The sequence below is a fragment of the Paraburkholderia lebeckiae genome, assembly GCF_050436325.1.
Classification (GTDB): domain Bacteria; phylum Pseudomonadota; class Gammaproteobacteria; order Burkholderiales; family Burkholderiaceae; genus Paraburkholderia; species Paraburkholderia tuberum.
In genome coordinates, this window is the sequence record NZ_JBNDLZ010000003.1 from 274,766 (window position 1) to 301,651 (window position 26,886).

A 26,886-nucleotide genomic window follows, 5' to 3' on the forward strand; every position below is an offset into this window, starting at 1 on the left:
GGCATAATTTGCCGCAAATCGTGGTCCGGCAGTAGTGGACTGCAAAAACTCGCGGCGTGGCGCTGAGCGCATGTTGAATCGTTGGCATCGGAAGATCGGCAGTTGGCTGGGATTGCTCGCGATCCTGCTGACGACGCTCGCGCCGACCATCTCGCAAACGCTCGCCGCCCATTATCGCGCCGACGCGATGATGGGCGGGCATTGCCAGATGACGTCGATGGACGACACGGCGTCGATGCCAGGCATGCGGATGCAGGACGACACGCCCGACACCACCCAGCCCACCGCCAACCCGCCCGACGACTCCGCCACGCCTGCCAGCCATGCCGGCGCAAAGCACGCCCAGATGTCCGGCGATGCCTGCGGCTATTGCAGCCTGCTCGCGCATCTGCCAGTGATGCCGAGCGTCGGCATGCTGTTCGTCGCCGCGGTCCGTGCGCGCCAGCATACGGCCGCGGTGCGCTTCGACAGCGTGCGCCGCGTCGAACCGCCGAGCTTCGCGCAGCCACGCGCCCCACCTTCCGCCTGCTGATCCGAATTCGTTACGACGCGATGCGCGAACCCGCATCGCGCCCGCTCGCGCGCGTCCGTTCGATGACGCGCGCCAGCCTCGTCTCAACCGATCAGACAGGATGCACCCGATGCACACACCAGCAATGCGCGGCGGCCGTCCGCCGCGCGCGGCGCCGCTCGTCGCGGCCGCCACCTATTTCGCCTACACCGCTTACGCCGCGTGCGGCGTCGCAGGCCTCATCGCCGCGCCGTCCATCGCGCACGCGCACGCGATCGCGGGCGATCGCGTGTTCCCCTCGACGCTCGCCGTCGACGACCCCGGCGTCGGCGACGAAGCCAACTTCGAGTACGGCCATCAGCGCGTGCCCGGCGACGACGGCGACCAGAGCATCAACACCTTCAGCTTCGAGTACGACAAGCTGATCACGCCGCGTCTGGCCGTGTCGATCGACGGCGGGTACGTGATGCAGAACAACCCGCGCGCGGCCGGCTTCGACAACTTCGGCGTCGGCCTCAAGTACCTGCTGTACGTGAACGAGCCGCACGAGCTGATGACGTCGATCGGCGTCGATGCGGAGCTCGGCGGCACTGGCAGCCGCGCGATCGCCGACAATTTCTCGACGATCTCGCCGACCATCTTCATCGGCAAGGGCATGGGCGATCTGCCCGCTTCGCTCGCGTATCTGCGCCCGGTCGCGGTCACGGCCGAGGCGGGCCCCGCGCTCACCACCGGCGCGGGTCAGCCGAACGCGTTCAACTATGGCTTCACCGTGCAGTACAGCCTGCCGTATCTGCAGCAGCACGTGCACGACGCGGGTTTGCCGCAGCCGTTCGCGAACCTGATTCCGCTCGTCGAGATTCCGCTGTCGCGCAGTCAGGGGCAGACGACCGGCACGGTCAATCCGGGCTTTATCTGGATCAATCGCTATGGACAGTTCGGCGTCGAGGCGCAGATTCCGATCAACCGCGCGAGCGGCTCGCACGTCGGCATTCTGGTGCAGGCGCACCTGTTCTTCGACGACATTGCGCCGACCACGCTCGGCAAGCCGCTGTTCCCTTAAGTAGCGCAGGAGAAAGACGATGAACAACAGCTTCAAACATCACGCGATGCGCGCGGCGGCACTGATCGGCGGCGTGACGCTCGCGAGCGCGGCGTTCGCGCATGTGTTTCCGCAGAAGCAGGAGCCGGGCGCGGGCGCATCGGTGGCCGCGCCCGCGCAGGTCAAGGTGACCTTCGACGGGCCGCTCGAACCGGCGTTCAGCTCGCTCACCGTCACCGATGCGAGTGGCAAGCAGGTCAGCACGCGGAAGTCCTCGGTCGATGCGCAGCAGCCCGCGGTGATGACGGTGGCGCTGCCGACGCTCGCGGCCGGGCACTACACCGTGCATTGGGTCGCGGTGGCGTCGGACGGACATCGAACGCATGGGGATTATGGGTTCGATGTGAAGTAGCGCGGTACGATGCGCCGCGTCGCCGTGCTTAGGCGCGCGGCGCTCAGACCGCTCAGACGCGCTTGAACAATTGCCGCGCGAGCGAGCACATCAGCATCGTCGCCGGCGATTCGTCCTGCAGGCGCCGGCTCATGATGATCGGCGACGCGGCGCTTGCCGACGGAATCGGCCGGTACGCGACGCCATGCGCGCGCAAGCCCTCGACGCTCTCCGGCACGAGACACACGCCGACCTGCGCGGCGACCAGCCCCAGCGCGGTCTGCAACTCCCGCACTTCATGGATCGCTTTCGGCTCCAGCGCCTGATCGTGCATTGCCGAGATCTGCTGGTCCGCATAGCTCGGCCGCGGCGTGCTCGGATAGACGATCAGCGTTTCCTCGGCGATCGCGGCAAGCGTCAGCGGCTTCTTTTGCCGCGCGAGTGGATGGTCCTGCGGCAATGCGGCGATCATCCGTTCCTCGACCAGCACTTCGCGCGCGAGTTGCGCATCGTCGAAGCGCAGCCGGCCGAAGCCGACGTCGATCCGGCCACCTTTGAGCGCGGCCAACTGCTCGATCGTGAACATCTCGATCAGCGACAGCTCGATGTGCGGCGCGGCCTCGCGAAACGAGCGGATCACCGCGGGCAGCGCGCCATACAGCGTCGACGGTACGAAACCGATCACGATGCGTTCCGCGAGTTGCGCGAGCCGGCGCGTGAGCGGCGCGAGTTCGTCGGCTTCATCGATCAGACGTTTCGCCTGCGTGTAGAAAATGCGGCCGGCTTCGGTGAGCCGCAACGGCCGCGAGCCGCGCTCGAACAGCGGCAGGCCGACACTTTGCTCGATCTGCTGGATCTGCCGCGACAGCGGCGGCTGTGTCATATGCAGACGATTGGCCGCCCGCGTGATGTTCATTTCCTCGGCGACCGCGATGAAGTAGCGAAGTTGGCGAAATTCCATGCATGCCTCTGAGGTGTGATGCGTCGGCAATTGGCGTTGCGTTGGTCTGCTTCGCCTTGGGTGCTGCCGGTTGCGGTACGGTGCTGCCGCCGCGGCGCTGCGCGAGGGCAACGAATGATAGCAACAGCGCCGCTAAATACCGGCCAGATGGCGCACGAGCGCCTTTTCCGCGCGCGGCAGCGCATTCAGCTCGCGCATGCTGTTGCCGTCGTTCGTCACCAACGTGTGGCAGCTGTTTGCGGGATCGGGCGTGCGCGCGCTCGTCGGACGCTTATGGCCGATGCTGGCGGGCATCGTACTCGGCACGCTCGTTGCGGCACCATTCATTGCTTTATCTGACTGCTCGGCCTCGGCGTTCAATTGATGGCGCGCGCATTCGTTTAAAAGACGTTGGGAGGCAGCGGATAGCGGAGGAGGGAGATCGTGTGGCCCATTATTCTCGATACGCTCGGCGCGCTCGCGGTGCTCGCGAGCGTGGCCGCGCACATCGCGCTGCTGCTCGGCAGCGAACAAAAGCGCGGTGAATAAAAGCGCTTTTAGTGTATAGCGCCTGATCGTGACGTCTGCCCGTAGGAGTCTTGCGCGGTGCACGTCTCTGCTGCTGCGCGCCGTTCTTGCGGTCGATCAGCGCGCGCTTCCGCGACGCCGACGCGGACGCCGCGGCGCAAGCCAAACATCATCAATCGACGTAAGCCACGTCAACGGGCCCATCGAGGTCCGATGCGAATCGATTGTTCGTCGGAAGCGGCGTATCAATTCGTCTCGAGCCGCTTTATCCGGCCTCGCGCCATGCCTAAATTAACGACCAGTGACAGCGCCACTGCATTTCTGGCTTTTATTGGCGTGGGCCCCGCGACTCCTCGCGAGGCATGCCGGCGCGAACCATTGAAAGGACACGATGATGAGCAAGCTCACAGGCAAGGTAGCGGTTGTAACGGGTGCATCGAAAGGCATCGGAGCGGCGATTGCGAAGGCATTGGCGACGCAAGGCGCGTCGGTCGTGGTGAACTATGCGTCGAGCCGCGCGGGCGCCGACAAGGTGGTCGCCGATATCACCGCGGCGGGCGGCAAGGCGGTTGCGGTTGCCGGCGACGTGTCGAAGGCCGCGGACGCGAACGGCATCATCGATACGGCGATTGAAACGTACGGGCGGCTCGACGTTCTCGTCAACAACTCGGGTGTCTATGAATTCGCGCCGCTCGAAGAGATCACCGAAGCGCATTTCCATAAGCACTTCGATGTCAACGTGCTCGGGCTGCTGCTCGTGACACAGGCGGCGGCCAGGCATCTGGGCGAAGGCGGCAGCATCGTCAACGTGAGCTCGGTCGCGAGCCGCATCACGCCGCCGACCACCGCGGTCTACACGGCGACCAAGGGCGCGGTCGATGCGATCACCGGCGTGCTCGCGAAGGAACTCGGACCGCGCAAGATCCGCGTGAATTCGGTGAATCCGGGCATGGTCGAGACCGAGGGCACCCACAGCGCCGGCGTGATCGGCTCGGACTTCGAAACGTGGGCGATCAGCACGACGCCGCTCGGCCGTATCGGCCAACCCGACGATATCGCGGATGTCGTGACCTTCCTCGCTTCGGACGATGCGCGCTGGATGACGGGCGAGAGCCTGATCGCGAGTGGCGGGTCGCGTTAAGTCTGAAGGGGTTGCCAACGCTCGTGGCAACCCGCGGAACGATTCGAGCGCGATAGCGGGCGGCGGGGCCGGCAGCATGAAGGCCACGCCGCTCCTTGCAGCGACGGCGCGCGAGCTACGCGCGTTGAACGTCGCCCCCCGAGACCTCTGTTTCGGCTCCCGGCAACTCCACCGCAAAAAACGCGTCGAGCAGATTCGAGCCGGGCCGCTCGGCGAGCCGCGTCAGCGATTCGATCATCTGCACGCGGCAATCGAGCAGCGGCACCATCCGGATCCGCCGCGACTCGTTGAACTCTGCGCGCGCGATGACGCCGACGCCGATTCCCTGCGCGACCGCTTCCTCCAGCGCCTCGCGGCCATCCACGTACATGACCGGCTCGACTTGCAACGACTCCCGCACGAGCTCGATTTCGAGCAGTTGTTGGGTGACCGATTGCGGCTCGCGAAAGATCATCGGCTGTTCGACGAGCTCGGCGTAGCTCAGCCGGCGCTTCTTCGCGGCCGGGTAGCTCGCTGGCACCATCGCGACCAGCGGATCGCGCCGCAACACGCGCGACTGCAAGCGGCTATGCACCTGCGGCGCGGCCGTGATCGCCGCGTCGACCGCGCTCGACAGCACGCGCTGCATGCACTCTGCCGCATTGGCGATCGACAGCGTGACGACGATGCCCGGGTGCCGTTGGCGAAACGCGCCGATCAGCGCGACGGCGAGATCGGGCGCATCGGCCGCGAGCGATAGCGAACCCGACTTCAGCCCGCCCGCTGATTCGAGCAGTTGGCGCGCGTCCCGCTCGCAACTGAGCATATGCCGTGTCACGCTGAACAGGCGCAGCCCGAGTTCGGTCGTCTCCACGCCGCGCGGCCCGCGCTCGAACAGCTTGACGCCGTAGTCCTGTTCGAGCCGCCGCACGTGATCCGACACCGCCGGCTGCGTCAGCGACAACGCCTGCGCCGCTTTCGAAAAGCCGCCATGTTCCGCGACTGCATGGAACGCCCGCAATTGCGCGTATTGCACGTGAACCTCGTCATCCAATAAGTTTTTGCGATATCGCCATCGATTATATCGATTTTGCCGATGGACAACGCTTCTGTATCGTGTCAGCTATCGACATAGCGATATCGGAGTTGCGGACATGGAAAGCGCGATCGGCGGTTCGGCGGCGGCATTGGCCGTGGCAGCCGCGGCAACTTCGACCCGTTGCACCACACCCTGCGCCGCGCCGGCTGGCGGCGAGCCTTATCTGCTGACGCCGGGCCCGCTGACCACGGCACTATCGACGAAACAGGCGATGCTGCGCGACTGGGGCTCCTGGGACGGCGACTTCCGCGCGATGACCGCCGAGTTGCGCGCGAGCCTGCTGGAGATCGCCGGCGACACCGCGGGCGAGTACGACTGCGTGCCGCTACAGGGCAGCGGCAGCTACTGCGTCGAAGCGATGCTCGGCAGCCTGATTCCGCGCGACGGCCACGCGCTCGTGCTCGCGAACGGCGCGTACGGCAAGCGCGCGGCGACCACGCTTGGCTATCTCGGCCGCGCCTGCACACTGCTCGACAAGGGCGACTACCTGCCGCCGCGCGGCCTCGAAGTCGAACGCATGCTTGCCGCCGATCCGTCGATCACGCACGTGATCGCGATCCATTGCGAAACGAGCTCGGGCATCCTCAATCCGCTTGAGGAGATTGCAGCTGCGGCCGCCAGGCACGGTCGCAAACTGCTGATCGATTCGATGAGCGCCTTCGGCGCGGTGCCGCTCGACGTGCGGCAGATCGCGTGCGAGGCGTTCGTGTCGTCGGCGAACAAGTGTATCGAGGGCGTGCCGGGTTTCGGCTTCGTGATCGCGCGCAAGAGCGCGCTGCGCGAAGCGAAAGGCCGCAGCCATTCGCTCGCGCTCGATCTCTACGATCAATGGGACGTGATGAATCGCACGGGCCAGTGGCGCTTCACACCGCCCACGCATACGGTGGCCGCGTTCTTCGAGGCGCTGCGTCTGCACCGGCTCGAAGGCGGGCAGCCCGCGCGGCTCGCGCGCTACGCCAACAATCGCGACGTGCTGGTGGCCGGCATGCACGGGCTTGGCTTCGAGCCGCTGCTCAACGGGCGCTGGCGCTCGCCGATCATCGTGACGTTTTTTTCGCCGGCGCATCCGTCGTTCGAGTTCGCGCGCTTCTATGAACTGATGAAGGAGCAGGGCTTCATCATCTATCCGGGCAAGCTGACGGTGGTCGACAGTTTCCGCATCGGCTGCATCGGTCAGGTCGACGAGCAGGTGATGCGACGCGTGGTCGATGCCTGCGCGCAAGCGCTGCGCACGATGGGCGTCACGCACGCGGGGCCGCCGCCCGCCGCGCTCGACGAACGCAAGGCGCTCGCGCAGGCGGCCTGAGCCGCGACAGCAAACCCGCGACAGCAAACCCAATACATTCGGATTCCTGGGGATTCAAGCAGATGAAACACGTGAAGGCAGTGATTTTCGATTGGGCCGGCACGGTGGTCGACTACGGTTCACGCGCGCCGATGGGCGCCTTCGTCGAGACCTTCGAGCAGTTCGGCGTGCCGATCACGATCGACGAAGCGCGCGGCCCGATGGGCATGGCCAAGCGGCCGCACATCGCGGCGCTGATGGCGCTGCCGCGCATCGCGCAGGCTTGGGCCGAGCGCCACGGCCATATGCCGACCGACGCCGATATCGACGCCGTGTACGACGTGTTCGTGCCGAAGAACATCGCGGTCGCGGCGAGCTATAGCGCGGTGATCCCGGGCGTCGCCGAAGTCGCGAGCGCATTGCGTCAGAACGATATCCGCATCGGCACGACGACCGGCTATACCCGCGAGATCATCGACGAAATCGTACCGGGCGCGGCCGCGCAGGGCTTTGTGCCGGACAGCATCGTGTGCACCGGCGATACGCCGGAAGGGCGGCCCTCACCGTACATGATCTACCGGACACTGCCGGAACTCGGCGTGTGGCGCGCGAAAGAGGCGATCAAGGTCGACGACACCGAGGTCGGCATCGAAGAAGGCATCAACGCCGGCACGTGGGCGGTCGGCGTCGCGGTGAGCGGCAACGCATTCGGCATGAGCGAGGCCGAGGTGAAGGCGTTGCCGGCCGACGAATTCGCCGCGCGCCGCAACGCCGCGACGGCCAGGCTGAAGGCGGCGGGCGCGCATTACGTGATCGACAGCGTCGCGGATCTGATGCCGGTCGTGTACGACATCGACGCGCGGCTCGCGCGCGGCGAGCGGCCTTGAAGCGTCACTTGAAGAAACCGACCGCGAGATCGATGAACTCGCGCACCTTGCGCGGCACGAACTCGCGGCTCGGATACACCAGCGACACGGCCACGTCGCCATTGAGCACCGCATAGCCGTCGAGCACGCGCACTAGCGTGCCGGCGCGCAACTCGTCCTCGACCATTTCGAGCGGCAGCAGCGCGATGCCCATCGCGCCCAGCGCGGCCTGCTTCTGCATGATCATGCTGTTGACCGTGAACGATGCATCGATCGCGATGCTCTCGCCGCTGTCGTCGCCGTCCTCGCTCGCGCTTTCGGCATCGCCGTCACCCTTGCGGAAGATCCACATCGGGCCGGTCGTGTCGAACGGCGCGGCAATCAGCCGATGCCCGTCCAGTTCGGTCGGCGTTTGCGGTTGACCGGCCTGCGCGAGATACGCGCGCGCTGCCACCGGCACCGCGTGCGAGTTGATCAGACGCCGTACCACTAGCGACTCCGAGCGGATCATATGCTCGGTCACGATGCCGACATCGAAGCCGCCTTCAAGCAGATCGACCCGTTTTTCCGTCAGCGTGACGCGCAGGCTGACTTGCGGAAAGCGCGCCTGATATTCGGCGAACAGCGGCGTTAGCCGAAACAGCGAAAAACTGCCGAGCGCGACGATGCGCAGATCGCCGGCCACGTCGCGCGAGGCCGTGGTCGCGCGCGACTCCACTTCCTCCAGTTCGGCGAGCAGCACGCGGCAACCGTCCGCGTATTGCGCGCCGGCCTCGGTCAGCACGACCTTGCGCGTGGTGCGCTGAAACAGGCGAATGCCGAGATGCTGTTCGAGGCTCGACACATGACGCGTGACGACGGACGTCGACACATTCAGTTGCGCGGCGGCCTGCGCGAAGCTGCCGACATCGGCCACCTTGACGAAGGCCTGCATGGCCTGAAAAAGATTGATCATTCGAGTCCAAAAAACGTCTTTGTTGTGGCGGACGGCGTGGCTGAACTACCGCGCGACCAGCGCGCCGTCGCGGCCGTTCGCAATGACCAGCTTGCGCGCCGGCCGCGCAACGAGCGCATGCGCGAGCGTGTCGGCGTCGACCAGCACCAGATCGGCGCGTGCGCCCGGCTGCAAACCATAGCCTTCGAATCCGCAAGCGCGCGCGGCGGTGCCGCTGACGCAATCGCACGCGAGCGCAAGATCGTCGTCGCGGCGCAGGCCGTAGCGCATCGCGATCAGCATTGCCCGTTCCAGCATGTCGGGCGAGCCGTATGGCGTCCACGTGTCGCGAATTCCGTCGTTGCCGCCGAATGACGTGACGCCGTGCGCGAGACAAGCCGTGAGCGGCGGTACTGGCCCCGACGGCGGCGCGCTCGTCAACAGCGCGACGTGCAGCTCGGCGAGCCGCACGTTGGTGACCAGCGAGGCGTTCGTCGTGGGGCGCGGGGTGGTCATGGTCACGAGCGGCGGGCAAGGGGAATGAACGGGATGAAGGGGGTGAACGGCCGGTGCGTTGACGCAATCCGCGATGCTACCCTTAGACGATAATAAATTCGCCCCCGTTACGGCAAATACAGCGTGAACTAAGCCGGATATTCGGCGCGGCGAGATTGCGGCGCGAGGACGCGCCGACCGGCAAAATCCAAGGCCGGACGGCGGTTCACGGTATACTCCCGCGTAACTTGCCTGATCGCCAGGCTTGCCCGATACTCAGCTGTTACCCCCAAAATCTCCCCGTACGTCGAGTTAACGCTACTGCTTATGAGTACAATCCTTGAAAGTCTTCCGATCGGCCAGAAGGTCGGTATCGCGTTTTCCGGCGGCCTCGACACTAGCGCCGCGCTGCACTGGATGCGCAAGAAGGGCGCCGTGCCGTACGCCTACACGGCCAACCTCGGTCAGCCCGACGAAGACGATTACGATTCGATCCCGCGTCGCGCCACGCAATATGGCGCCGAAGGCGCGCGCCTGATCGACTGCCGCGCGCAGCTGGTCTCGGAAGGCATCGCGGCGCTGCAGTGCGGCGCGTTTCATATCTCGACGGCGGGCGTCACCTACTTCAACACGACGCCGATCGGCCGCGCCGTGACCGGCACGATGCTGGTCGCCGCGATGAAGGAAGACGGCGTCAACATCTGGGGCGACGGCAGCACGTACAAGGGTAACGACATCGAGCGTTTCTACCGCTACGGTCTGCTCGTGAACCCGGACCTGAAGATCTACAAGCCGTGGCTCGACCAGCTGTTCATCGACGAACTCGGCGGCCGTTCTGAAATGTCGGAATTCATGCGCCAGTCGGGCTTCGACTACAAGATGTCGGCCGAAAAGGCGTATTCGACCGACTCGAACCTGCTCGGCGCGACGCACGAAGCGAAGGATCTCGAAAGCCTCGAGTCCGGCATCAAGATCGTGAACCCGATCATGGGCGTCGCGTTCTGGCGCGACGACGTGCAGATCGCGAAGGAAGAAGTGACGGTCCGCTTCGAGGAAGGCCAGCCGGTCGCGCTGAACGGCCAGACGTTCCCGACCGCGGTCGAGCTGCTGCTCGAAGCGAACCGGATCGGCGGCCGTCACGGTCTCGGCATGAGCGACCAGATCGAAAACCGCATCATCGAGGCGAAGAGCCGCGGCATCTATGAAGCCCCGGGCCTCGCGCTGCTCAACATCGCATACGAGCGTCTCGTCACCGGCATCCACAACGAAGACACGATCGAGCAGTTCCGCGAGAACGGCCGCCGCCTCGGCCGTCTGCTGTATCAGGGCCGCTGGTTCGATCCGCAGGCGATCATGCTGCGCGAAACCGCGCAGCGCTGGGTCGCGCGCGCGATCACCGGCGAAGTGACCGTCGAGCTGCGCCGCGGCAACGACTACTCGATCCTCAGCACGAAGTCGCCGAACCTCACGTATCAGCCCGAGCGTCTGTCGATGGAAAAGGTCGCATCGACGTTCTCGCCGCGCGACCGCATCGGCCAGCTGACGATGCGCAACCTCGACATCACCGACACGCGCGACAAGCTGCGCATCTACTCGCAGGTGGGCCTGCTGTCGTCGAACGAGACTTCGGCGCTGCCGCAGGTGAAGGGCGACAAGGAGTAAAGCGGCGCGTCTGATTACCCGAACGTCGCATCGATCGATGGGCCGGCTCGCGAGAGCCGGCCCATTTTCTTTGGGGCTCCCGGATACGCTCCGGCGCTTGGGCGCGATCCCACATTCTGTGCTCAAGTTTCACGTGCCTATGCCGTTGACATAAGCTAAGCCCATTCTGGAACCCTTCCGTGCAACTCGCCCACAGTAACGACCGCCTCGCCAGCCGGATGCCAGTCGACTCGACCGCCGCCGGCGAACCCGAGGTCGAGTCTTCGGTCATCGAGTGGCTGTTGCACGACGACCAGGTGATGCGCGAGTGCTTCACGCATGCGGCGGAGATTCTGAAGAGCGTGACCGGCGCGGCAATTACCGCGATCGTGCTGCTCGACGAGGAGCATCAGCACTATCGCGCCGAGGTCGGCATGGCGATGCCGCTCGTCACGCGTGCGCGCTCGCTCGCCGACTACGCGGTGCGCGATGCCGACCTGTTCGTGATCGAGGATGCGCACAACGACAGCCGCTTCGGCGAATGCATGCTCGTCAAGCGTCATCCGTTCGTGCGCTTCTACGCGGCGATCGCGTTGCGCGCGCCGAACGGCGAGATCGTCGGCGCGCTGTGCGCGATGGACCCGGCGCCGGGCCGGCTCGACGCGGGCCGGCGCGGCGTGTTTTACCACCTGCGCGCGATGATCGAAAACGATCTGAAGATGCGCACGGCCACCGCGATCGATCCGCTCACCCAGTTGTACAACCGGCGCTTTCTGCTCGAAACCATCGCGCGCCGCTGGAAGGAGGCGCGCGACGGCGACGTGATGGGCTCGGTGGTCGTCGACGTCGACTGGTTCAAGCAGTACAACGACACCTACGGTCATCAAGCCGGCGATCACTGTCTGTGTCTGGTCGCCTCCGTGATGCAGGCCGCCGCCGACAGCGAACGCATCGTGGTCGGGCGCATGGGCGGCGAGGAGTTCGGAATGCTGATTCTCGAAGCGCAACCTTCGGTGCTCGAAGACACGCTCGAAACGCTGCGCCAGCGAGTGGCGGACCTCGCGATCGAGCATCGCGCGTCGCCGCTTGGGGTGGTGACGGTCAGCATTGGCGCGTCGCTCACGCCTATCAGCGATCTGTCGCGACCCGCGCATCGCGACGGTTTCGCGAGCGCTGACCGTGCGTTGTATCGCTCGAAGCATAAAGGACGAAATCTCGTGACGATGGCGTAGCGGGCGTTGGCGATTACGTCGGTACGGCTCTTTCTTCAGTCATGGCGCATTGCTTATAGGACCATCGTCCCATTTTCACCCGTTGCCATCGTGGCAATATGGATGCGCGTAGCGAACGTCGACGCAGTCGCCGGGTGCGACAGCAGGGTGTTTTACGATGCGCATCATTCAAACGTTGCTGTACATCGCGGCGTTCTGCTCAGGCATGATCGTCGGCCCCGCGGCGTGCGTCGCCGCCCAAAGTGTCGCCGCGCAGCCGGCCGCCTCGTCGGCCCTCCCGGCATCCCCAACCGCCGCGGCGTCGGCTCCCGCAGCGCGCCGTATCGATCTCGGCAATCAACCGTTCACGGGGGATTTCGACGCCATGCTCGACCGGCGTCTGATCCGCGTTCTGGTTCCCTACAGTCGAACGCTCTATCTGAATGAGCAAGGTCACGAACGTGGGCTGACCGCCGGTCTCATGCGGGACTTCGAGCGTTATGTGAACAAGAAGTACCGGGCGACGCTCGGCAAGCGTCCGCTCACTCTGGTCATCATTCCGACGACTCGCGACCAGTTGCTCCCGGGGCTGATAGCGGGCCGGGGCGACATCGCCGCGGGCAATCTGACGGTCACGGAGGCCCGCCTGAAGCAGGTCGACTTCGTGGCGCCGCGTGACCGGACAGCAGTACGCGAGGTGGTCGTGACCGGGCCGAAGTCGCCGGCCCTCGCGAAGCTCGACGATCTCAGCGGTAAGACGGTCCATGTGCGGCCAAGCAGCAGCTATTACGAGAGCCTGAACGCGTTGAACGCGCGTTTTGGCAAGGAAGGCAAAGCTCCGGTGAAACTCGTGCCGTTGCCCGACGCGCTCGAGGACGAGGACGCGATGGAGATGCTCAATGTCGGGCTGCTCCAGATCCTCGTCGTGGACGACTGGAAGGCAAAGGTATGGGCGCCGGTACTGGCTGGAATCGTCGTGCACAACGATATTTCGGTGCGCGACGCAGGCTACATCGGCTGGGCGGTGCGCTTCAAGAGCCCCAAACTGCAGGACGCGATCAACGACTTCTACTTGAATTACGTGAAGAAGCAGAGTGTCGCGGAAGTCCGTCTGCAGCAGGAAATGAAGCGCATCAAGCAGATCTCCAACAATACGGAGTCAGCGGAGCTGAAGCGGTTCAGACAGACCGTCGGTCTTTTCAAAAAATACGGTGCGCAGTACGGCTTCGATCCGCTTTTGCTTGCGGCTCAGGGCTATCAGGAGTCCCAGCTGAACCAGAGCGCCCGCAGTCACGTTGGGGCAATCGGGATCATGCAGCTGATGCCAGCCACGGGGAAGGAACTTGCGGTTGGCGACATCAGGGTGGCGGAGTCCAACGTACATGCGGGAGCGAAATATCTCGATGTGCTGATGGCCCGTTACTTTCCCGATGCTCACTTCTCGGAACGGGACCGCTCGCTGTTCGCATTCGCAAGCTATAACGCAGGACCCGCAAACATCGCCAAAATGCGCAAGGAAGCGGCGGCGCGCGGTCTCGATCCTAACAAGTGGTTCAACAATGTCGAAATCGTAGTCGCCGAGAAAATCGGCATCGAGCCAACGACGTACGTGCGCAATGTCTTTAAATATTACGTTGCGTACCGGCTCGTCCAGGAGGCCGAGGCTGCACGCGCTCGCGCTATCGGGCAGATGCGCAAGCTGGGCGGAACGTGAGGGAAGCGGGCATCTGAAAGCGCTGTCACCGCAGCGACGTGCCGCAGCCACACTGCTGCGCGATCATCGAGGCGCGCGCGCGAATAAACGCCGTCGGGCATTCACGTGGAGTCTGAATATGTCGACCGTTGAAGATCGCTTGCACGCACTTGGCTACGTCTTGCCGGAACCGTTGCGGCTTCCTCCAGGCCTGACGCTTCCGTTCCCATGGGTACGGGTAGTCGGCAACAGGGCTTGCATCTCGGGCCATGGACCGACCAACGCGGACGGCTCGCTGGCCGAGCCACTTGGCAAGGTGGGCAGTCAGGTTTCGCAGGAGCAGGCCTTCGTGGCGGCTCGTCTCACCGCGCTCGCTATTCTGGGCAGCCTCAAGCGCGAGCTCGGAAGTCTGGAGCGCATCGCCTGTTGGACGAGGGTGTTCGGCATGGTCAACTCGGCACCAGGGTTCAACCGACAGCCCGCGGTGATCAACGGCTTCTCGGAACTGATACTCGCTGTCTTTGGCGAGGAGCGCGGCGTTCACGCTCGCAGCGCGGTGGGACTGGCCGAGCTTCCCTTCAACATTCCCGTGGAGATCGAGGCTGAAGTCGAACTTTTTCCACGAGACGCTCGAGCGATTGCATCGAGCGAGGCGTGAGCCCGTGCCGCCACCGCTGTCGCGAGCGATCGTTTGAGAAATGGAAACGATCACGTTTCAGCGTGGAGGAGCGCCATGGTGAAGCGCCGTGATCTGATCAGGTGGCTCGCGGTCGTTCCGCTGGGTCAGTCAATCGGGCCGTTGCTTCGGCCTGGTGCCGCTCAGGCTGCGGAGGTCCCGCGACGCGTACGACTGGGCGAACCGGGATGGCCCACGCCTTCGGACTGGGCGCGACTGAAATAGCAGGTGGATGGCTACCTGATCCGAGCGGAGTCACCGCTCGACCTCTGTCGTGAATCTCCCGGCAATCGAATCTCGCCGAGGCCGGTCATGTGATCCACGGCTTCGACTCGCTGTGGTTGCCTGCAGCAATGCTGGCGAGCGAACGCCAACCCGAACTCGTCGACGCGCTGATGAGCGCTACGCGCTACTGGCTTGTCGAACTTCATTTTCAGAAAGGGCTCGCCGGCGCCCCTGCCGATGTCATTGCCGCCGGCCTGCAAACCCCAGTCAATCCAGTCGTGGCGGAGTCGTTCGCATTGGCAATCGCTGCGAGCGAGCGGCCACCGGCATTCGACGGACTGACAGGTCATCAACCCGATGTCTCGAAGGCACAGCGAGATGCGAAGCTCATCGGATTGGCCATCAACGAACTCGGGAAAATCGCAACGGCCGGTGGCGCATACGTCGCCGAGAGCAGCTATTTCCAGAAGGACTCGTAAGCGGCATATTGGGGGGCCAACTATGCCGCTCGCCGATTACATGACGCTCGCGAACCTGCTGCAGCCGTGCGCCGCGCTCGCGCCCGCCGCGACCGGCGCGCCGTATCTGACCGCGCTGCCGAGCGCGACCACCACCGCGCTGCGCACCGCGCGTTGCGCGTCGCTCGCGGCGGCCGGCGTGATCGCGGGAACGGATACGGTGACGCAGGCCACCAATGCGCTCGCGCTGCTGCATCAGAACGGCTATCAGACCGACTCCGACCTGCTGCAAGCGCCGATGTGGGACTCGCAGGCGGTGCCGGCCGTCGCCGTGACCTATGCGAATGCGTATGCGCGCGCAAGTGTCGCCGACAACCTGTGCGACTTCAGCTTCGGCACCACCAGCGCGACTGGCGCAGCCGGCGTGACGCCGGCGGTGTCGCCGATGCTGACGGTGTTCGGCAACGGCAACGGCGTGCCGCCGACCAATGGCATCAACCTCGTCTACAACGCGGGCGCCTCCGGCGCGGTCGATCATCGGCTCGCGACCGCCGATGCGAGCTACGCGGGCGCCGCATGTCTGCGCGCGCGGTGGACAAGCGGTTCGTTGAATGCCAGCGTCGATGCAATTCGCGTGAATGCGAATCTGCATGGCAAGCCCACCATCATCGTGCAAGGACGCGCGGATGCGCTCGTGCCGATCAATCACGCGTCGCGGCCGTATCTCGGATTGAATCAGGTGGCTGAGGGCAGCGCGAGCAAGCTGGCGCTGTACGAAGTCACGAACGGTCAGCACTTTGACGCGTTCCTCGGCGTCGCCGGTTTCGATACGCGTTTCGTGCCGTTGCATTACTACAATCTTCAGGCGCTCAATCTGATGTGGGCTCATCTGAAGAACGGCACGCCGTTGCCGCCGTCGCAGGTGATCCACACGATACCGCGCGGCGGCGTGCCGGGAGCCGCACCGGCGCTGACCACGGCCAACCTGCCGGCGATCTCGACGAGCCCGGGTGTCAATGCGATTTCCGCAACGAATGGCGCCGTGAACGTGCCGAATTGAGGGGCGCGTGCTGAAGCAATGCGCGCACACAGGTATCCGCCTGTGTGCGCGTTGCTGTGCATCTGGACGCCGCACGGGCGGTGCTGAGCTTCGCGCCGCGCAAAACGCTTTAGCCGCCGATCAGCTTCAACCCGACCGGCAGCGATTCCCCGAACACGCGACCTTCGTCGGCGTTATCGAGCGCGACGACTTCGCTGACCATCGTGATCCAGGCGCGCGGCGCGCTCGCCGCTTCGAGGCGTCGCACGACGCTCGCGCGCAGCGCGTCGGGCAGATCGCGCGAGCGGTCGCCGGTCATGCGGACGATCTGGACGGCCGCGAAGGCGGCGGGGTCGACCTTCTTCCAGTCGAGCGCGAGGATCGCATCGAGCCATTGCGCGGCGACCTCGGGCGGCACGACGCTATGCGCGCTGCCGTAAAACGGCTGGCGCGCGCCGATCCGTCCGACCGCCCACCAGCTTTGATGGTTTTCCGCGGGCTTTTTCAGGCGAGCGAGCACCGCCTCGCCAAGTTCGATCTTGCGTTCGGCCGGAATCCGTTCGAGCGATGCGGACAGGCGCACCATATCGGCAAAGCCGGTCTTCGCGACATCGAACGGCAGCTTGTGACGCGAATGCGCGGCCTTCTGCAGATAGTCCATCGCGTCGAGCACGCGCAGCTGCGCATCTTCGCCGAGGCCACCGGCCGCGCGGCGCCACAGCGTCCACCATTCCGACCATACCTGGCTGTCGGTCACGTATTGGATGCCATCGTCGAACAGCGTCCACAGTTGCTCGACGCGCCATTCGTCGAGCGGATAACCGAAGCCGGGCCGCACGCAATAGCCGGCCAGATTCAGCCACAGCCGTTCGTGATCGGCCGTGCGGCGGCGGCGGCGCGCGCGCTCCCACAGCGCGCCGAACAGTTCGCGCAGCAACGCGCTGTTCCAGCTGTCGCGCGGGCCGAGCAGATGTTCGAGCTGCGCGCGCAGTCGTTTGATCTCCTTCGGGTCGACGTTTTGCCCGCGGGCGCCGAAGCAACGGTCGATCAGTTCGATCGCGCGATCGAGCGCCGGGTGGCGTTGCGGTGCGCCCTCGGAGGATAGATCCACTTGCGCGTCGGCGTGGCGCAGCTGGAATTCGAGCAGCCAGCGTTGCGACGGCTCGTCGAGCTCGATGCAATGGACGTCGAGCGTGCCGACCTCGGTCAGCGACGTCGCGATGCGCACGGCGGTTTCGCGAGCGCGATGGCCGTCGCGTGGCTGGACGATCGTCGCGATCGGCGGCAAACGCACGAAGTCGCCGCCCGCGAGGTCGACCAGTTCGCCGGGCTGATACGCGGTGTCCGCGCTCGACGACACCAGGTGAAAGCGCACCGGATGCCCGAGCCGCAGCGCGAACGTGCGGTCCGAGATCAGAATCTCGTGACCTTCCTCGGTGCCGCGCGGCAGCAGGCAGATGCCGCGTTGCGCGGGCGTCGCGTCCGGTTCGGCGTCGCCTTTGCCGGCAGGCGTTTCGTCGAGCACCAGAAAATAGCTGCGTGGCGAACCGCCGCCGATTTTCGGCGCGAAGCCCGCGCGCGCGAGCGTATAGGCGACCGCGCCGCGTGCGACCGCGATGTCGGGGTTGTCGTTGTGCAGCACGTTGAGCGGCGCGCCGCGCCACCCGCCGAGCGTGTCGGCCAGACGCCGCGACAGCGCGTCGGCGCGGAACACGCCGCCGTTGAGCAGTAGCGTGTCGGGAACGGGCAGGGCGGCTGTGCCGGATGCGTCCGGCTTGCTGGAATCCGCGTCCAGGGCCTTGCGCGACTGCGCGGCGAAGCGTTCGAGAAACGCCGCGATATGCCGCGTGACCGCCGCATCGGTCGCGTACGGCAGGCCGAATTCGACGATCGCGCCGCGCGGCCGGCCCGGACGCTCATCGGCGGCCACCTGCGGAAAGAAACCATCGACGATGATCTTCTCGACCTCGTCGCGCGTGACCTGCGTCGTGCGCGCGCCGCCGATCAGCTTCGAGCCCGCGCCGAGCAAGGTGACCGGCGCCGACTCGGGCGCCTGCGCGCCGAGCAATTGCTCCTTCGCGACGCGCGGCATCGCTCGACCAGCTGCGACAGGCTCGCCGCCGATAGCCGTTGCGGCGCCTGCGCACCGCCGCCGGCACCACCCAACAGCCGCGCCTCGACCAGATGCGCGAGCGCGAGGTCCATGTTATCGCCGCCGAGCATCAGATGATTGCCGACACCGACGCGCGTCAGGCGCGGCTCGCCGTCGTCGGACAGGCCTACTTCGATCAGCGTCAGATCGGTGGTGCCGCCGCCGACGTCGCAGATCAGCACGAGCCGGGTGTCCGCCAACTCGTCGGCAAGCGTGTCGCGATGCCGGAACAGCCAGTCGTAGAACGCGGCCTGCGGCTCTTCGAGCAGCCGCAGCGACGGCAGCCCCGCGAGCCGCGCCGCTTCGACGGTCAACGCGCGCGCGCCTTCGTCGAACGATGCGGGCACCGTCAGCACGACATCCTGCTGTTCGAGCGGCGCCTTCGGAAAGTGCTGGTTCCATGCGGCGCGCACGTGCGCGAGGTAGCTCGCGCTCGCCTCGAGCGGCGAAATCTTGCGGACGTCGTCGGGCGCGCCCCACGGCAGGATCGGCGCGACGCGATCGACCGACGCGTGCGACAGCCAGCTTTTCGCGCTCGCGACGAGCCGCCCCGGCACCTGCGCGCCGAGCAGCCGCGCGAGCCGGCCGACCACGACCGGCTGCGTCGCGTCCTTGCCGTGGCCCGACGCCGCACGCGCACCGGACCACGGCAACTGCAGGTCGGCCGCGCTCAGTTCGCCGTCGGCCGGCTGATAGCGCACCGACGGCAACAGCGGCCGCGCGGCGACTTCGCCGGGGCTCACGAGTTGCTCGATCTCGAACACATGAATCTGCTGCGATCCGGCTTGCGCGTACGCGAGCACCGTGTTGCTGGTGCCGAGATCGATGCCGACGCTGTACCGCTTCATGTCAATCACGCATTCGCGTTGCCGCGCACGTCGAATTCGACTTTCCAGCGCTCGTCGGAGCCGCGCGGGATCGCTTCGAGTTCGAGCGTGCCCGCTTCGGTCACACGCGCGTGCAGCTTCACCGGCACGACTTCGCCGGCGGTGCGGCCGGCCGCCGGCAGCGTCGCCTGGATTTCCTCGAGTTCCTGCAACTCCTCGGGGCCCCAGTAATCGAGCAGCGTGCCGACCTGATCCTGACGACGCACCGACGAGCCGAAGAAGCGGAAATGCACGGGCTCGCCGACGACCAGCCCGAACTCCTGCGCGGGCAGCTCGGCGTCGGTGCCTTCTTCCATGCCGAACGGCGCGACGCACAGCGCCTGCACCGGCGGCTCGAGCCCGGGCACGGCCGGCATCGCCGATTCGATCGCGATGTAGTACGCGCGCGCGGTGCCGCCGCGAATCCGCACGCCGCGGCCGCGCCGCACGTAGCCGTAGTAGGCCGCGCCGCGCGCGACCGCCAGATCGAGGTCCGCGCCTTCGAGCAGACGGGCGGGCGCCGCGCCTTCGGTCGCGAGCCAGCCGTTCAGCGTGCCCATGATCCGTTCGACGAGCAGCGTCGACTTGAACACGCCGCCGTTGAACAGCACCGCGGTCGGATGCAGGAAGCTCGCATTGGGCGCGACATGCTCGCGCAGCCCTTCGAGTTCCGCCAGCGCGCCGACCTGACGCCCGAGGAACGCCGCCAGATGCCGCGTGATGCCCGCGTCCTGCGCATACGGCAAGCCGAGCTGCGTCAGACCGACCCGCGCGCGGCTCACCGGACGCGCGGCGCTGTCGATCTGCGGGAAGAAGCCGTCGAGGATCGTCTGTGTCAGTTCGGCGCGCGTCAGCTCGGTGCGGATCGAGCCGCCGATCAGCTTCGAGCCGCGGCTCGGCACGACGAGCGGCACGGTGTCGGTGGCGGGGTCGCTGAGCAGCGTTTCCTTCGCCGCGCGGCACGCGTAGGTGAGCGCGCGCAGTTGCCACGCGTCGGCCTGGGTGCCCTGCGCGGCGAGCTTGCGCGCGACCACGTGCGCGAGCGCGAGGTCCATGTTGTCGCCGCCGAGCAGGATGTGATCGCCGACCGCGACGCGATGCAGTTCGAGATTGCCGTCGCGCTCGATCACCGCGATCAGCGACAGGTCGGTCGTGCCGCCGCCGACGTCGACGACGAGGATGATGTCGCCGACTTCGACCTGCTTGCGCCACTGCCCGCCGCTCTTCTGGATCCAGCTATAGAGCGCCGCCTGCGGCTCTTCGAGCAGCGTCATGCGCGTGAAGCCGGCGGCTTCGGCGGCCTCCGCCGTCAGCTCGCGCGCGGCCGGGTCGAACGACGCCGGGATCGTCACCGTGATGTCCTGCTCGCCGAACGGCGCGTCCGGATGCGCGTGGTCCCACGCCTCGCGCAGGTGCGTCAGGTAGCGCACCGAGCTTTCGAGCGGCGACACGCGCGTGACTTCGGGCGGCGCGTCGTTCGGCAGAATGCCCGCGCGCCGGTCGACGCCCGGATGGCACAGCCAGCTTTTCGCGCTCGACACGAGCCGGATCGGCGTGCCGGCGCCGCGGCTGCGCGCGAATTCGCCGACCGCGAATTCGCGCTGGCCGGTCCACGGCAGGTAGAGATCGCCGGAGGCCAGTTCGTCGGGATGCGGCAGGTACAGGAACGAGGGCAGGAGCGGCAGATTATCGATTGCGCCGGGGCCCGTGAGCTGGGCGATCGACAGCACGTCCTGGGTGGTTTTCTCGCCGTCGCTCGCGTGCGTGTCCACGTAGGACAACGCGCAGTGCGTGGTGCCGAGATCGATGCCGATCGAATAGCGTGCGTCGTTCATAGCTCCACCTCCGCCGGTGCGATGACCTTTGCGTTATGACCGTCCGCGAGCTTCGGCAGACGCACATCCTCGACGCGCCAGCCGCGATGGCTGATGCTGCCGTTGAACGGCGCACTGCCGACCACGTTGCCGGTCAAACGGACCGAGCTCGCGTCGAAGCCTGCGGGCAGCGTCACGCGGCTGCCTTCGGCTTCGTCGCGCACCGGGCGGATCGTGAAGTGCTCGCGCAGCGTCGCGCGGCAGCCTTCGTGCACGAGGCGCGCGGCCGCGCCGATGTCGGCGTCGCTATAGGCCTTGATGTCCTCCTCGACGAAATCGATGAAGCGCGCGTCGCGTTGCAGCAGGCCGAGCAGTTGCAGCGCGGCGTCGGGGGAGGCCTCCTTCAGCACCGGAGCGCGTTGCGGCTTCGGTTGCGGGGCGGCGGCGGGGGCCGGGGTTGCCGCGGCGGCGGGGGCGGCTGCCGGGGCCGCGCCGATCTTTTCGCCGTTGCGCAGGCGCAGGACGTCGGCGGCGAAGTCGCCATTGCCGAGAATGCTGAAAAACGTGCCGACGGCCAGCGAAATGCGGCCGAGGAAGGATGGATTCGAATCGCTCATAAAGGCTCCTGATCTGCTCTGTTGGGGACGAGCGGTCCTCGCCGCGCTGCGTGCGCCGGGCAGCGAAGCTGACGGGCCGGGCGGGGCTGTGATGTTGCGGGTCGGCGCGCGGTCCGGGGCGACGATGCAACCGCTGGGCCCGAAAACGGTTTGGGGACGCTTCGCGACCGGGTCGGCCGCGCGTGCGGCGCGCGCAAAACCCGTATTTTGCCTTGCGGCGCGCCCGACGCGGGCAAAGCCGGCAATTCTAGCGGGCAATGGGGTGGGATTGGCGGGGAGTTGGGGGAAGCGGGCGATGCAGGAAGGCGCTTTGGCAGCGCGCCTGTCAGCGACGTTATGACTTCTTCGGATCCTTCGACACCCGCTTTGCCGATGGTGCGGGCGCGGGCCTGACCGGCCCGGCGACGTGGATGACGGCGCGGCGCGGTTGTCCGTGCGCGGCCGTCGCGGGTGCCGACCTGACCGGTCCGGCGACGTGCCTGTCGGCTCGAGGCGGCTGTCCGTGCGCGGCCATCGCCGGCGCGGTGCCGCCCGGGTGCCCGAGCGGCGGATGCGCGCCCCCCGGATGCTCGCCGCCGGGATGCTCCGGCAGATGACCGTCATGGCTCGCCATCACGCGATGCAGCTCCTCACGGCGATGCAAGACCTCCGCGCGATGATCGCCATGAGCATAGAACTGGCGATGCCGGACGCCGTCGCGACCGACGACCCAGATATACGTATCGCCGCCGACGATCACCACATCGCGATCGACCACATTGGCGACGTACACATCGGTCGGCAACGGCTGATACGCGGTCACGGTCACTTCGTTGACCCGGTTCGGGGCGCTGACGAGCCGGTCTTGCCCACTGGTCACGCAGCCCGCGAGAAAGGTAGCGCACGCAGCCGACGCCAACATCGCGTTTGTGATGGTTTTCAAGTTCATTCCCCGGTTTGCATCGATTGTTTGTCGAGCGACGCTCGTTTAACGGTCGGCGTTTTGCATTCTTGAGATATGAATCGACGACTAGGGAAATGAGCGGGTAAACGCGCAGGCGCAAACGCATGCCCGGCGCGCATCGCCTGATGAATTGATCCAACTGGGAAATAGAAAGAAATAACGCAAAAATTCCGGCACGCTTCACACGCCCGCTTCACACGCCCGATCCGCGCCTAATTGCCGCCCGCATCGCCGTCTTTAGACTTCGCCTCGTCCCAGTTCATCCGGTGTCGATTAACGGTCTCGGTATGCCGCGCGTCGTCCTCGGTATGGAGGTAAAGACTGGTCGTATTCAGCGAAACGTGGCCGAGATTGTCGCGGATCGTGCGCAGATCGACGCCGCCGTCCGCCTGATGCGAACCGGCCGTATGCCGCAGCCAGTGCGCCGACGCGCGCTCGAGCTCGTCGGCGCGATCGGCGAATTCGGGGCCGCGCGCGCGCAACCACATGGCCGCGCCCGCGAAGATGCCCTTGATCGCGTCGTGAATCGCCGAGCGCGACAGGCAGCGGTTGCGGCCCTTGAACGGCAGCACGAGCGGCGTTTCCTCGGCGCGGGTCGGCAGGGCGGCGAGGCCATTGAGCGTGCGGTAGCCGCGCAGTTCCTGAACCAGTTCGGCCGACACCGGCACGATCCGCTCCTTGTCGCCCTTGCCGAGCGTCTCGAGCCACCACTGGTCCTGACCATCGGCGCCGAGCCTTCTGAAGAACTGGCCCATCTGCCCGCCAGCCACCTCGGAAATGCGCATGCCCTGCAAATAGAAGAGCGTGGTCAGCCAGCGGCAACGCGCGTAGTACGCGCGTTGCGCATCGGTATCTTGCGGCAGCTGCTCGACGAACAGCTTCACTTCGTCCCATAGCGACGTCGACAGATAGCGGGTGACGCGCGGCGCCGAGCGCTTCGCGCGTTGTCGCAGGAGCGCCATCGGATTGCCGCGCAGATAGCCGGCATTGACGAGCCACGTGAACATCGCGTTCAGGATGATCAGCGCCTGGCGCTGGCTGGCCGGCGACAGCGGCCCGTTGAACGGCCGCCAGCGTGCGTCGCCGCGCGCGTATTTGCCGCCGTTCGCCGACACCCAGCGGGTGGCCGGCTGCGGATCGGCGATGAACGCCTTGAACAGCAGCAGATCCTCGTGCGTCAGCGACGACAGGCGGCTTGCCGAGCTGCACGACGGCCCATAGCAGCAGCCGCTCCGCTTCCTTGCGGTAGTTGTCGAAGGTGGTCTTGGTGTCCGCGTAATTGGACAGCCAGGCGCGCACGGCGTCGAGGTCGTTGCGCGCCGATAGTTGCGAGTTTTCCGCCGCGCCGCGATTGGTGCCGTCGCGGCCATCGAGCAGTTCCGGCACGACGAGCGATTCGACGGGCTGGACGGTGGCGAGCTCAGCGTTCAGGGCAGCTTTCGGCACGGCTTTGGACACGGTTCGGGACACTCCTCGGGCGCACGCCGTTTGGCGTCATTCTGCTCCGCTCAGGTGCTGTCAGAAGCGCTCGCCTGAAAAGAAAGCAGCGCCCACTCTGTTGCGGAAGAAACGCGAAACCCTATCACACAGTCGGCTGCGCCTGGCGCAAAACAGCCGGGTGCGCTCAAGCTTCGACTTGGTGTCGATCGATCGGCGTTCAGCGATGCGGGACGCCGCGCGGTGGCTACCCGATATAGTCGCCGTCTATTAGTGGCATTGCCGTATTCGAATACTATTGAACTTTGTCCTCGCCTATATTCGAATAGGAGTAGTGCGCCGACTCTGGATTTCATGAGTGCACTGCCGAGCCATTCGGCTGACTGTCGGGTTTTCGGATCGTCAAATTGCCACGCGAGCCTGACACGATGACAAACGCATAACAAGTACCTTGCATGGATTGGAGAAAGTACCTAGGCACCGACTCCGATCGACAACGGAGACATCCTCCAAAGGAGAGAACGCATGTCAAACGAAGCAAAGTGCCCGTTCATCCATACCGCCGGCGGCGGGACGACCAATCGGGACTGGTGGCCGAAGCAATTGCGCCTCGACCTGCTCAACCAGCATTCGAACCGCTCCAATCCGCTAGACGAAGACTTCAACTATGCCGAGGCATTCAAGAGCCTCGACTACGCCGCGGTCAAGAAAGACCTCGCCGCGCTAATGACTGATTCGCAGCCTTGGTGGCCCGCGGACTTTGGCCACTACGGCCCGCTGTTTATCCGTATGGCGTGGCATGCCGCCGGCACGTACCGCATCGGCGACGGCCGCGGCGGCGCAGGGCGCGGCCAGCAGCGTTTCGCGCCGCTCAATAGCTGGCCGGACAACGTGAGCCTCGACAAGGCTCGCCGGCTCCTATGGCCGATCAAGCAGAAATACGGCCAGAAAATTTCGTGGGCCGACCTGCTGATCCTGACCGGCAACGTCGCGCTCGAAACGATGGGCTTCAAGACTTTTGGTTTCGGCGGCGGCCGCGCGGACACGTGGGAACCGGATCAGGACGTTTACTGGGGCAATGAAAAGACCTGGCTCGGCGGCGACGTCCGCTACGGCAAGGGAGCGGCCGGCAGGGAAGACGACGAAGGCGTGCTGGTCGCCGACGAGGAACTGCACGGCACCGAAAAGAGCCGCACCGATCCGCCCGGCCGCAACCTCGAAAACCCGCTCGGCGCGGTGCAGATGGGCCTGATCTACGTGAATCCGGAAGGCCCGGACGGCAATCCCGATCCGCTCGCCGCGGCAGTCGACATCCGCGAAACGTTCGGCCGCATGGCGATGAACGACGAGGAAACGGTCGCGCTGATCGCCGGCGGCCACACGTTCGGCAAGACGCACGGCGCGGCCCCGGCCGATAACGTCGGCCCGGAACCGGAAAGTGCCGGTCTCGAGGCCCAGGGGCTCGGCTGGCGCAACAGCTTCGGCACCGGCCGGGGCGGCGACACGATCACGAGCGGTATCGAAGTCACGTGGACCGCGACGCCGACGCAGTGGGACATGAGCTACTTCCAGAGCCTGTTCGGCCACGAGTGGGAGCTGACGAAGAGCCCGGCGGGTGCGAACCAGTGGGTCGCGAAGGACGCGCAGGCCACGTATCCGCACGCGCACGACCCGTCGAAGAAAGTGCTGCCGACGATGCTGACGACCGACCTGTCGCTCCGCCTCGACCCGATCTACGAAAAGATCTCGCGGCGCTTCATGGACAACCCCGACGAGTTCGCCGACGCGTTCGCGCGTGCGTGGTTCAAGCTGACGCATCGCGACATGGGTCCGCGCGCCCGCTATCTCGGCCCGGAAGTGCCGTCGGAGGAACTGCTGTGGCAGGACCCGATTCCGGCCGTCGATCACCCGCTCGTCGACGACAAGGACGTCGCGGCGCTGAAGCAGAAGATCCTCGCGTCGGGGCTGTCCGTGTCGCAGCTGGTCACGACCGCGTGGGCCTCGGCCTCGACGTTCCGCGGCTCGGACAAGCGCGGCGGCGCCAACGGCGCGCGCATCCGGCTCGCACCGCAGAAGGACTGGGCCGTCAACCAGCCCGCTGAGCTCGCGAAGGTGCTGAAGGTGCTCGAAGGCATCCAGAGCGAGTTCAACGGTGCGCAGTCCGGCGGCAAGAAGATTTCGCTTGCCGACCTGATCGTGCTGGCGGGTGGCGCCGGTGTCGAGCAGGCCGCGAAGAACGCCGGGCAGCAGGTGACGGTGCCGTTCTCGCCGGGTCGCATGGATGCGTCGCAGGAGCAGACCGACGTCCAGGCGATCGCGGTGCTGGAGCCGGTCCACGACGGCTTCCGCAACTATCTGGGCGGCAAGTTCCCGGTGGCGGCGGAGAAGCTGCTGATCGACAAGGCGCAACTGCTGACGTTGACGGCGCCCGAGATGACGGTGCTGATCGGCGGCCTGCGCGTGCTGAAGGTGGGCGCTGGGAGCGAAGGTGTGCTGACGAACAAGCCGGAAACGCTGTCCAACGACTTCTTCCGCAATCTGCTCGACATGGGCACGGAATGGACGCCGGTGTCGGAGGCCGCGGAAACGTTCGAAGGTGCCGACACGAAGAGCGGCGAAGTCAAGTGGACCGGTACGCGCGTCGATCTGGTGTTCGGCTCGAACTCGGTGCTGCGCGCCTTGGGCGAGGTCTACGCGAGCGAGGACGGCAAGGAGAAATTCGTGCGCGACTTCGTTGCCGCGTGGGTCAAGGTGATGAATCTGGATCGTTTCGATCTGGCTTGATCCAGCCGGTGCTGGCCAGTAGTTCTTTGCCACGTCGACGCAGTTTTTGAAGGTGGATTTGCGAAGTCATCGAGCGCGCTTGCCGGGATGCCGGCAAGCGCGCTTTTTCTTCGCCTCGT

20 protein-coding genes and 3 pseudogenes are annotated in these 26,886 nt (G+C 65.9%); 13 read left to right on the forward strand and 10 right to left on the reverse strand.

Annotation, left to right across the window (positions count from 1 at the left end; all coding sequences use genetic code 11):
- Nucleotides 1–70: 70 nt before the first annotated feature.
- The 3 genes from OKW44_RS19295 (at nucleotide 71) to OKW44_RS19305 (ending at nucleotide 1,965) form a co-directional block, all read left to right on the forward strand.
- Nucleotides 71–532: a DUF2946 domain-containing protein gene (locus OKW44_RS19295; RefSeq protein WP_018417804.1), complete on the forward strand. Its 462-nt coding sequence runs from the start codon at nucleotides 71–73 to the stop codon at nucleotides 530–532.
- A gap of 109 nt (nucleotides 533–641) precedes the next feature.
- Nucleotides 642–1,574 carry a hypothetical protein gene (locus OKW44_RS19300; RefSeq protein WP_026225347.1) on the forward strand — a complete coding sequence of 311 codons (933 nt, stop codon included), beginning with the start codon at nucleotides 642–644 and terminating at the stop codon, nucleotides 1,572–1,574.
- Between the two features lie 19 nt (nucleotides 1,575–1,593).
- Nucleotides 1,594–1,965, forward strand: coding sequence for a copper resistance CopC family protein (locus tag OKW44_RS19305; RefSeq protein ID WP_018417806.1), 372 nt, complete (start codon nucleotides 1,594–1,596; stop codon nucleotides 1,963–1,965).
- Nucleotides 1,966–2,017: 52 nt separating this feature from the next.
- Here the strand turns inward: OKW44_RS19305 and OKW44_RS19310 are convergent, their stop codons facing one another.
- Both OKW44_RS19310 and OKW44_RS19315 read right to left on the reverse strand, forming a co-directional pair.
- Nucleotides 2,018–2,905, reverse strand: a complete 888-nt coding sequence (locus OKW44_RS19310) for a LysR family transcriptional regulator (protein WP_018417807.1) — start codon at nucleotides 2,903–2,905, stop codon at nucleotides 2,018–2,020.
- A 132-nt stretch (nucleotides 2,906–3,037) separates the two neighbouring features.
- A complete protein-coding gene (locus OKW44_RS19315) occupies nucleotides 3,038–3,232 on the reverse strand; it encodes a hypothetical protein (protein ID WP_018417808.1) in 195 nt (64 codons plus the stop codon).
- 574 nt (nucleotides 3,233–3,806) lie between these two features.
- Between OKW44_RS19315 and OKW44_RS19320 the strand changes: the two genes are divergently transcribed.
- The gene (locus OKW44_RS19320) at nucleotides 3,807–4,553 is read left to right on the forward strand and encodes an SDR family NAD(P)-dependent oxidoreductase (RefSeq protein WP_026225348.1); all 747 of its coding nucleotides are present in this window, start codon (nucleotides 3,807–3,809) and stop codon (nucleotides 4,551–4,553) included.
- 115 nt (nucleotides 4,554–4,668) lie between these two features.
- Here OKW44_RS19320 and OKW44_RS19325 read toward each other — a convergent pair whose 3' ends face one another.
- The gene (locus OKW44_RS19325; RefSeq protein ID WP_026225349.1) at nucleotides 4,669–5,568 is read right to left on the reverse strand and encodes a LysR substrate-binding domain-containing protein; all 900 of its coding nucleotides are present in this window, start codon (nucleotides 5,566–5,568) and stop codon (nucleotides 4,669–4,671) included.
- Nucleotides 5,569–5,686: 118 nt separating this feature from the next.
- Here OKW44_RS19325 and OKW44_RS19330 point away from each other — a divergent pair, with 118 nt between their 5' ends.
- Both OKW44_RS19330 and phnX read left to right on the forward strand, forming a co-directional pair.
- Nucleotides 5,687–6,937 (forward strand): 2-aminoethylphosphonate--pyruvate transaminase, encoded by a 1,251-nt coding sequence (locus tag OKW44_RS19330; RefSeq protein WP_018417813.1) that lies wholly within the window; start codon nucleotides 5,687–5,689, stop codon nucleotides 6,935–6,937.
- A 62-nt stretch (nucleotides 6,938–6,999) separates the two neighbouring features.
- Nucleotides 7,000–7,803, forward strand: a complete 804-nt coding sequence (gene phnX, locus OKW44_RS19335) for a phosphonoacetaldehyde hydrolase (RefSeq protein WP_018417814.1) — start codon at nucleotides 7,000–7,002, stop codon at nucleotides 7,801–7,803.
- Nucleotides 7,804–7,807: 4 nt separating this feature from the next.
- On the opposite strand, the gene OKW44_RS19340 is transcribed toward phnX, so the two are convergent.
- Both OKW44_RS19340 and OKW44_RS19345 read right to left on the reverse strand, forming a co-directional pair.
- A complete protein-coding gene (locus OKW44_RS19340; protein WP_018417815.1) occupies nucleotides 7,808–8,737 on the reverse strand; it encodes a LysR family transcriptional regulator in 930 nt (309 codons plus the stop codon).
- Nucleotides 8,738–8,782: 45 nt separating this feature from the next.
- Nucleotides 8,783–9,184: pseudogene (locus OKW44_RS19345) on the reverse strand (amidohydrolase family protein); the annotation flags it as partial.
- A 354-nt stretch (nucleotides 9,185–9,538) separates the two neighbouring features.
- Here OKW44_RS19345 and argG point away from each other — a divergent pair.
- The 6 genes from argG (at nucleotide 9,539) to OKW44_RS19375 (ending at nucleotide 16,175) form a co-directional block, all read left to right on the forward strand.
- A complete protein-coding gene (gene argG / locus OKW44_RS19350) occupies nucleotides 9,539–10,873 on the forward strand; it encodes an argininosuccinate synthase (RefSeq protein WP_018417817.1) in 1,335 nt (444 codons plus the stop codon).
- Between the two features lie 179 nt (nucleotides 10,874–11,052).
- The gene (locus OKW44_RS19355) at nucleotides 11,053–12,084 is read left to right on the forward strand and encodes a diguanylate cyclase (protein ID WP_026225350.1); all 1,032 of its coding nucleotides are present in this window, start codon (nucleotides 11,053–11,055) and stop codon (nucleotides 12,082–12,084) included.
- A 157-nt stretch (nucleotides 12,085–12,241) separates the two neighbouring features.
- Nucleotides 12,242–13,777: an MltF family protein gene (locus OKW44_RS19360; protein ID WP_018417819.1), complete on the forward strand. Its 1,536-nt coding sequence runs from the start codon at nucleotides 12,242–12,244 to the stop codon at nucleotides 13,775–13,777.
- A 118-nt stretch (nucleotides 13,778–13,895) separates the two neighbouring features.
- Nucleotides 13,896–14,414 carry a RidA family protein gene (locus tag OKW44_RS19365; RefSeq protein ID WP_018417820.1) on the forward strand — a complete coding sequence of 173 codons (519 nt, stop codon included), beginning with the start codon at nucleotides 13,896–13,898 and terminating at the stop codon, nucleotides 14,412–14,414.
- A gap of 332 nt (nucleotides 14,415–14,746) precedes the next feature.
- Nucleotides 14,747–15,136 (forward strand): hypothetical protein, encoded by a 390-nt coding sequence (locus OKW44_RS19370; RefSeq protein ID WP_018417821.1) that lies wholly within the window; start codon nucleotides 14,747–14,749, stop codon nucleotides 15,134–15,136.
- Nucleotides 15,036–16,175 (forward strand): 3-hydroxybutyrate oligomer hydrolase family protein, encoded by a 1,140-nt coding sequence (locus OKW44_RS19375; protein WP_239498983.1) that lies wholly within the window; start codon nucleotides 15,036–15,038, stop codon nucleotides 16,173–16,175. Before OKW44_RS19370 ends, OKW44_RS19375 begins: the two co-directional genes overlap by 101 nt.
- A 109-nt stretch (nucleotides 16,176–16,284) precedes the next feature.
- On the opposite strand, the pseudogene OKW44_RS19380 reads toward OKW44_RS19375, so the two are convergent.
- From OKW44_RS19380 to OKW44_RS19400, 5 genes and pseudogenes are all read right to left on the reverse strand, one after another.
- A pseudogene (locus OKW44_RS19380) lies at nucleotides 16,285–19,154 on the reverse strand (Hsp70 family protein).
- A gap of 5 nt (nucleotides 19,155–19,159) precedes the next feature.
- Nucleotides 19,160–21,007: an Hsp70 family protein gene (locus OKW44_RS19385; protein WP_018417824.1), complete on the reverse strand. Its 1,848-nt coding sequence runs from the start codon at nucleotides 21,005–21,007 to the stop codon at nucleotides 19,160–19,162.
- Nucleotides 21,004–21,603 (reverse strand): DUF2760 domain-containing protein, encoded by a 600-nt coding sequence (locus tag OKW44_RS19390; RefSeq protein ID WP_018417825.1) that lies wholly within the window; start codon nucleotides 21,601–21,603, stop codon nucleotides 21,004–21,006. The genes OKW44_RS19385 and OKW44_RS19390 overlap by 4 nt, the downstream gene beginning before the upstream one ends.
- 334 nt (nucleotides 21,604–21,937) lie before the next feature.
- A complete protein-coding gene (locus OKW44_RS19395) occupies nucleotides 21,938–22,531 on the reverse strand; it encodes a hypothetical protein (RefSeq protein WP_018417826.1) in 594 nt (197 codons plus the stop codon).
- Nucleotides 22,532–22,758: 227 nt separating this feature from the next.
- A pseudogene (locus OKW44_RS19400) lies at nucleotides 22,759–24,004 on the reverse strand (tyrosine-type recombinase/integrase).
- 504 nt (nucleotides 24,005–24,508) lie between these two features.
- On the opposite strand from OKW44_RS19400, the gene katG reads away from it, so the two are divergent.
- Nucleotides 24,509–26,767: a catalase/peroxidase HPI gene (katG, locus tag OKW44_RS19405; protein ID WP_018417828.1), complete on the forward strand. Its 2,259-nt coding sequence runs from the start codon at nucleotides 24,509–24,511 to the stop codon at nucleotides 26,765–26,767.
- Nucleotides 26,768–26,886 lie beyond the last annotated feature (119 nt).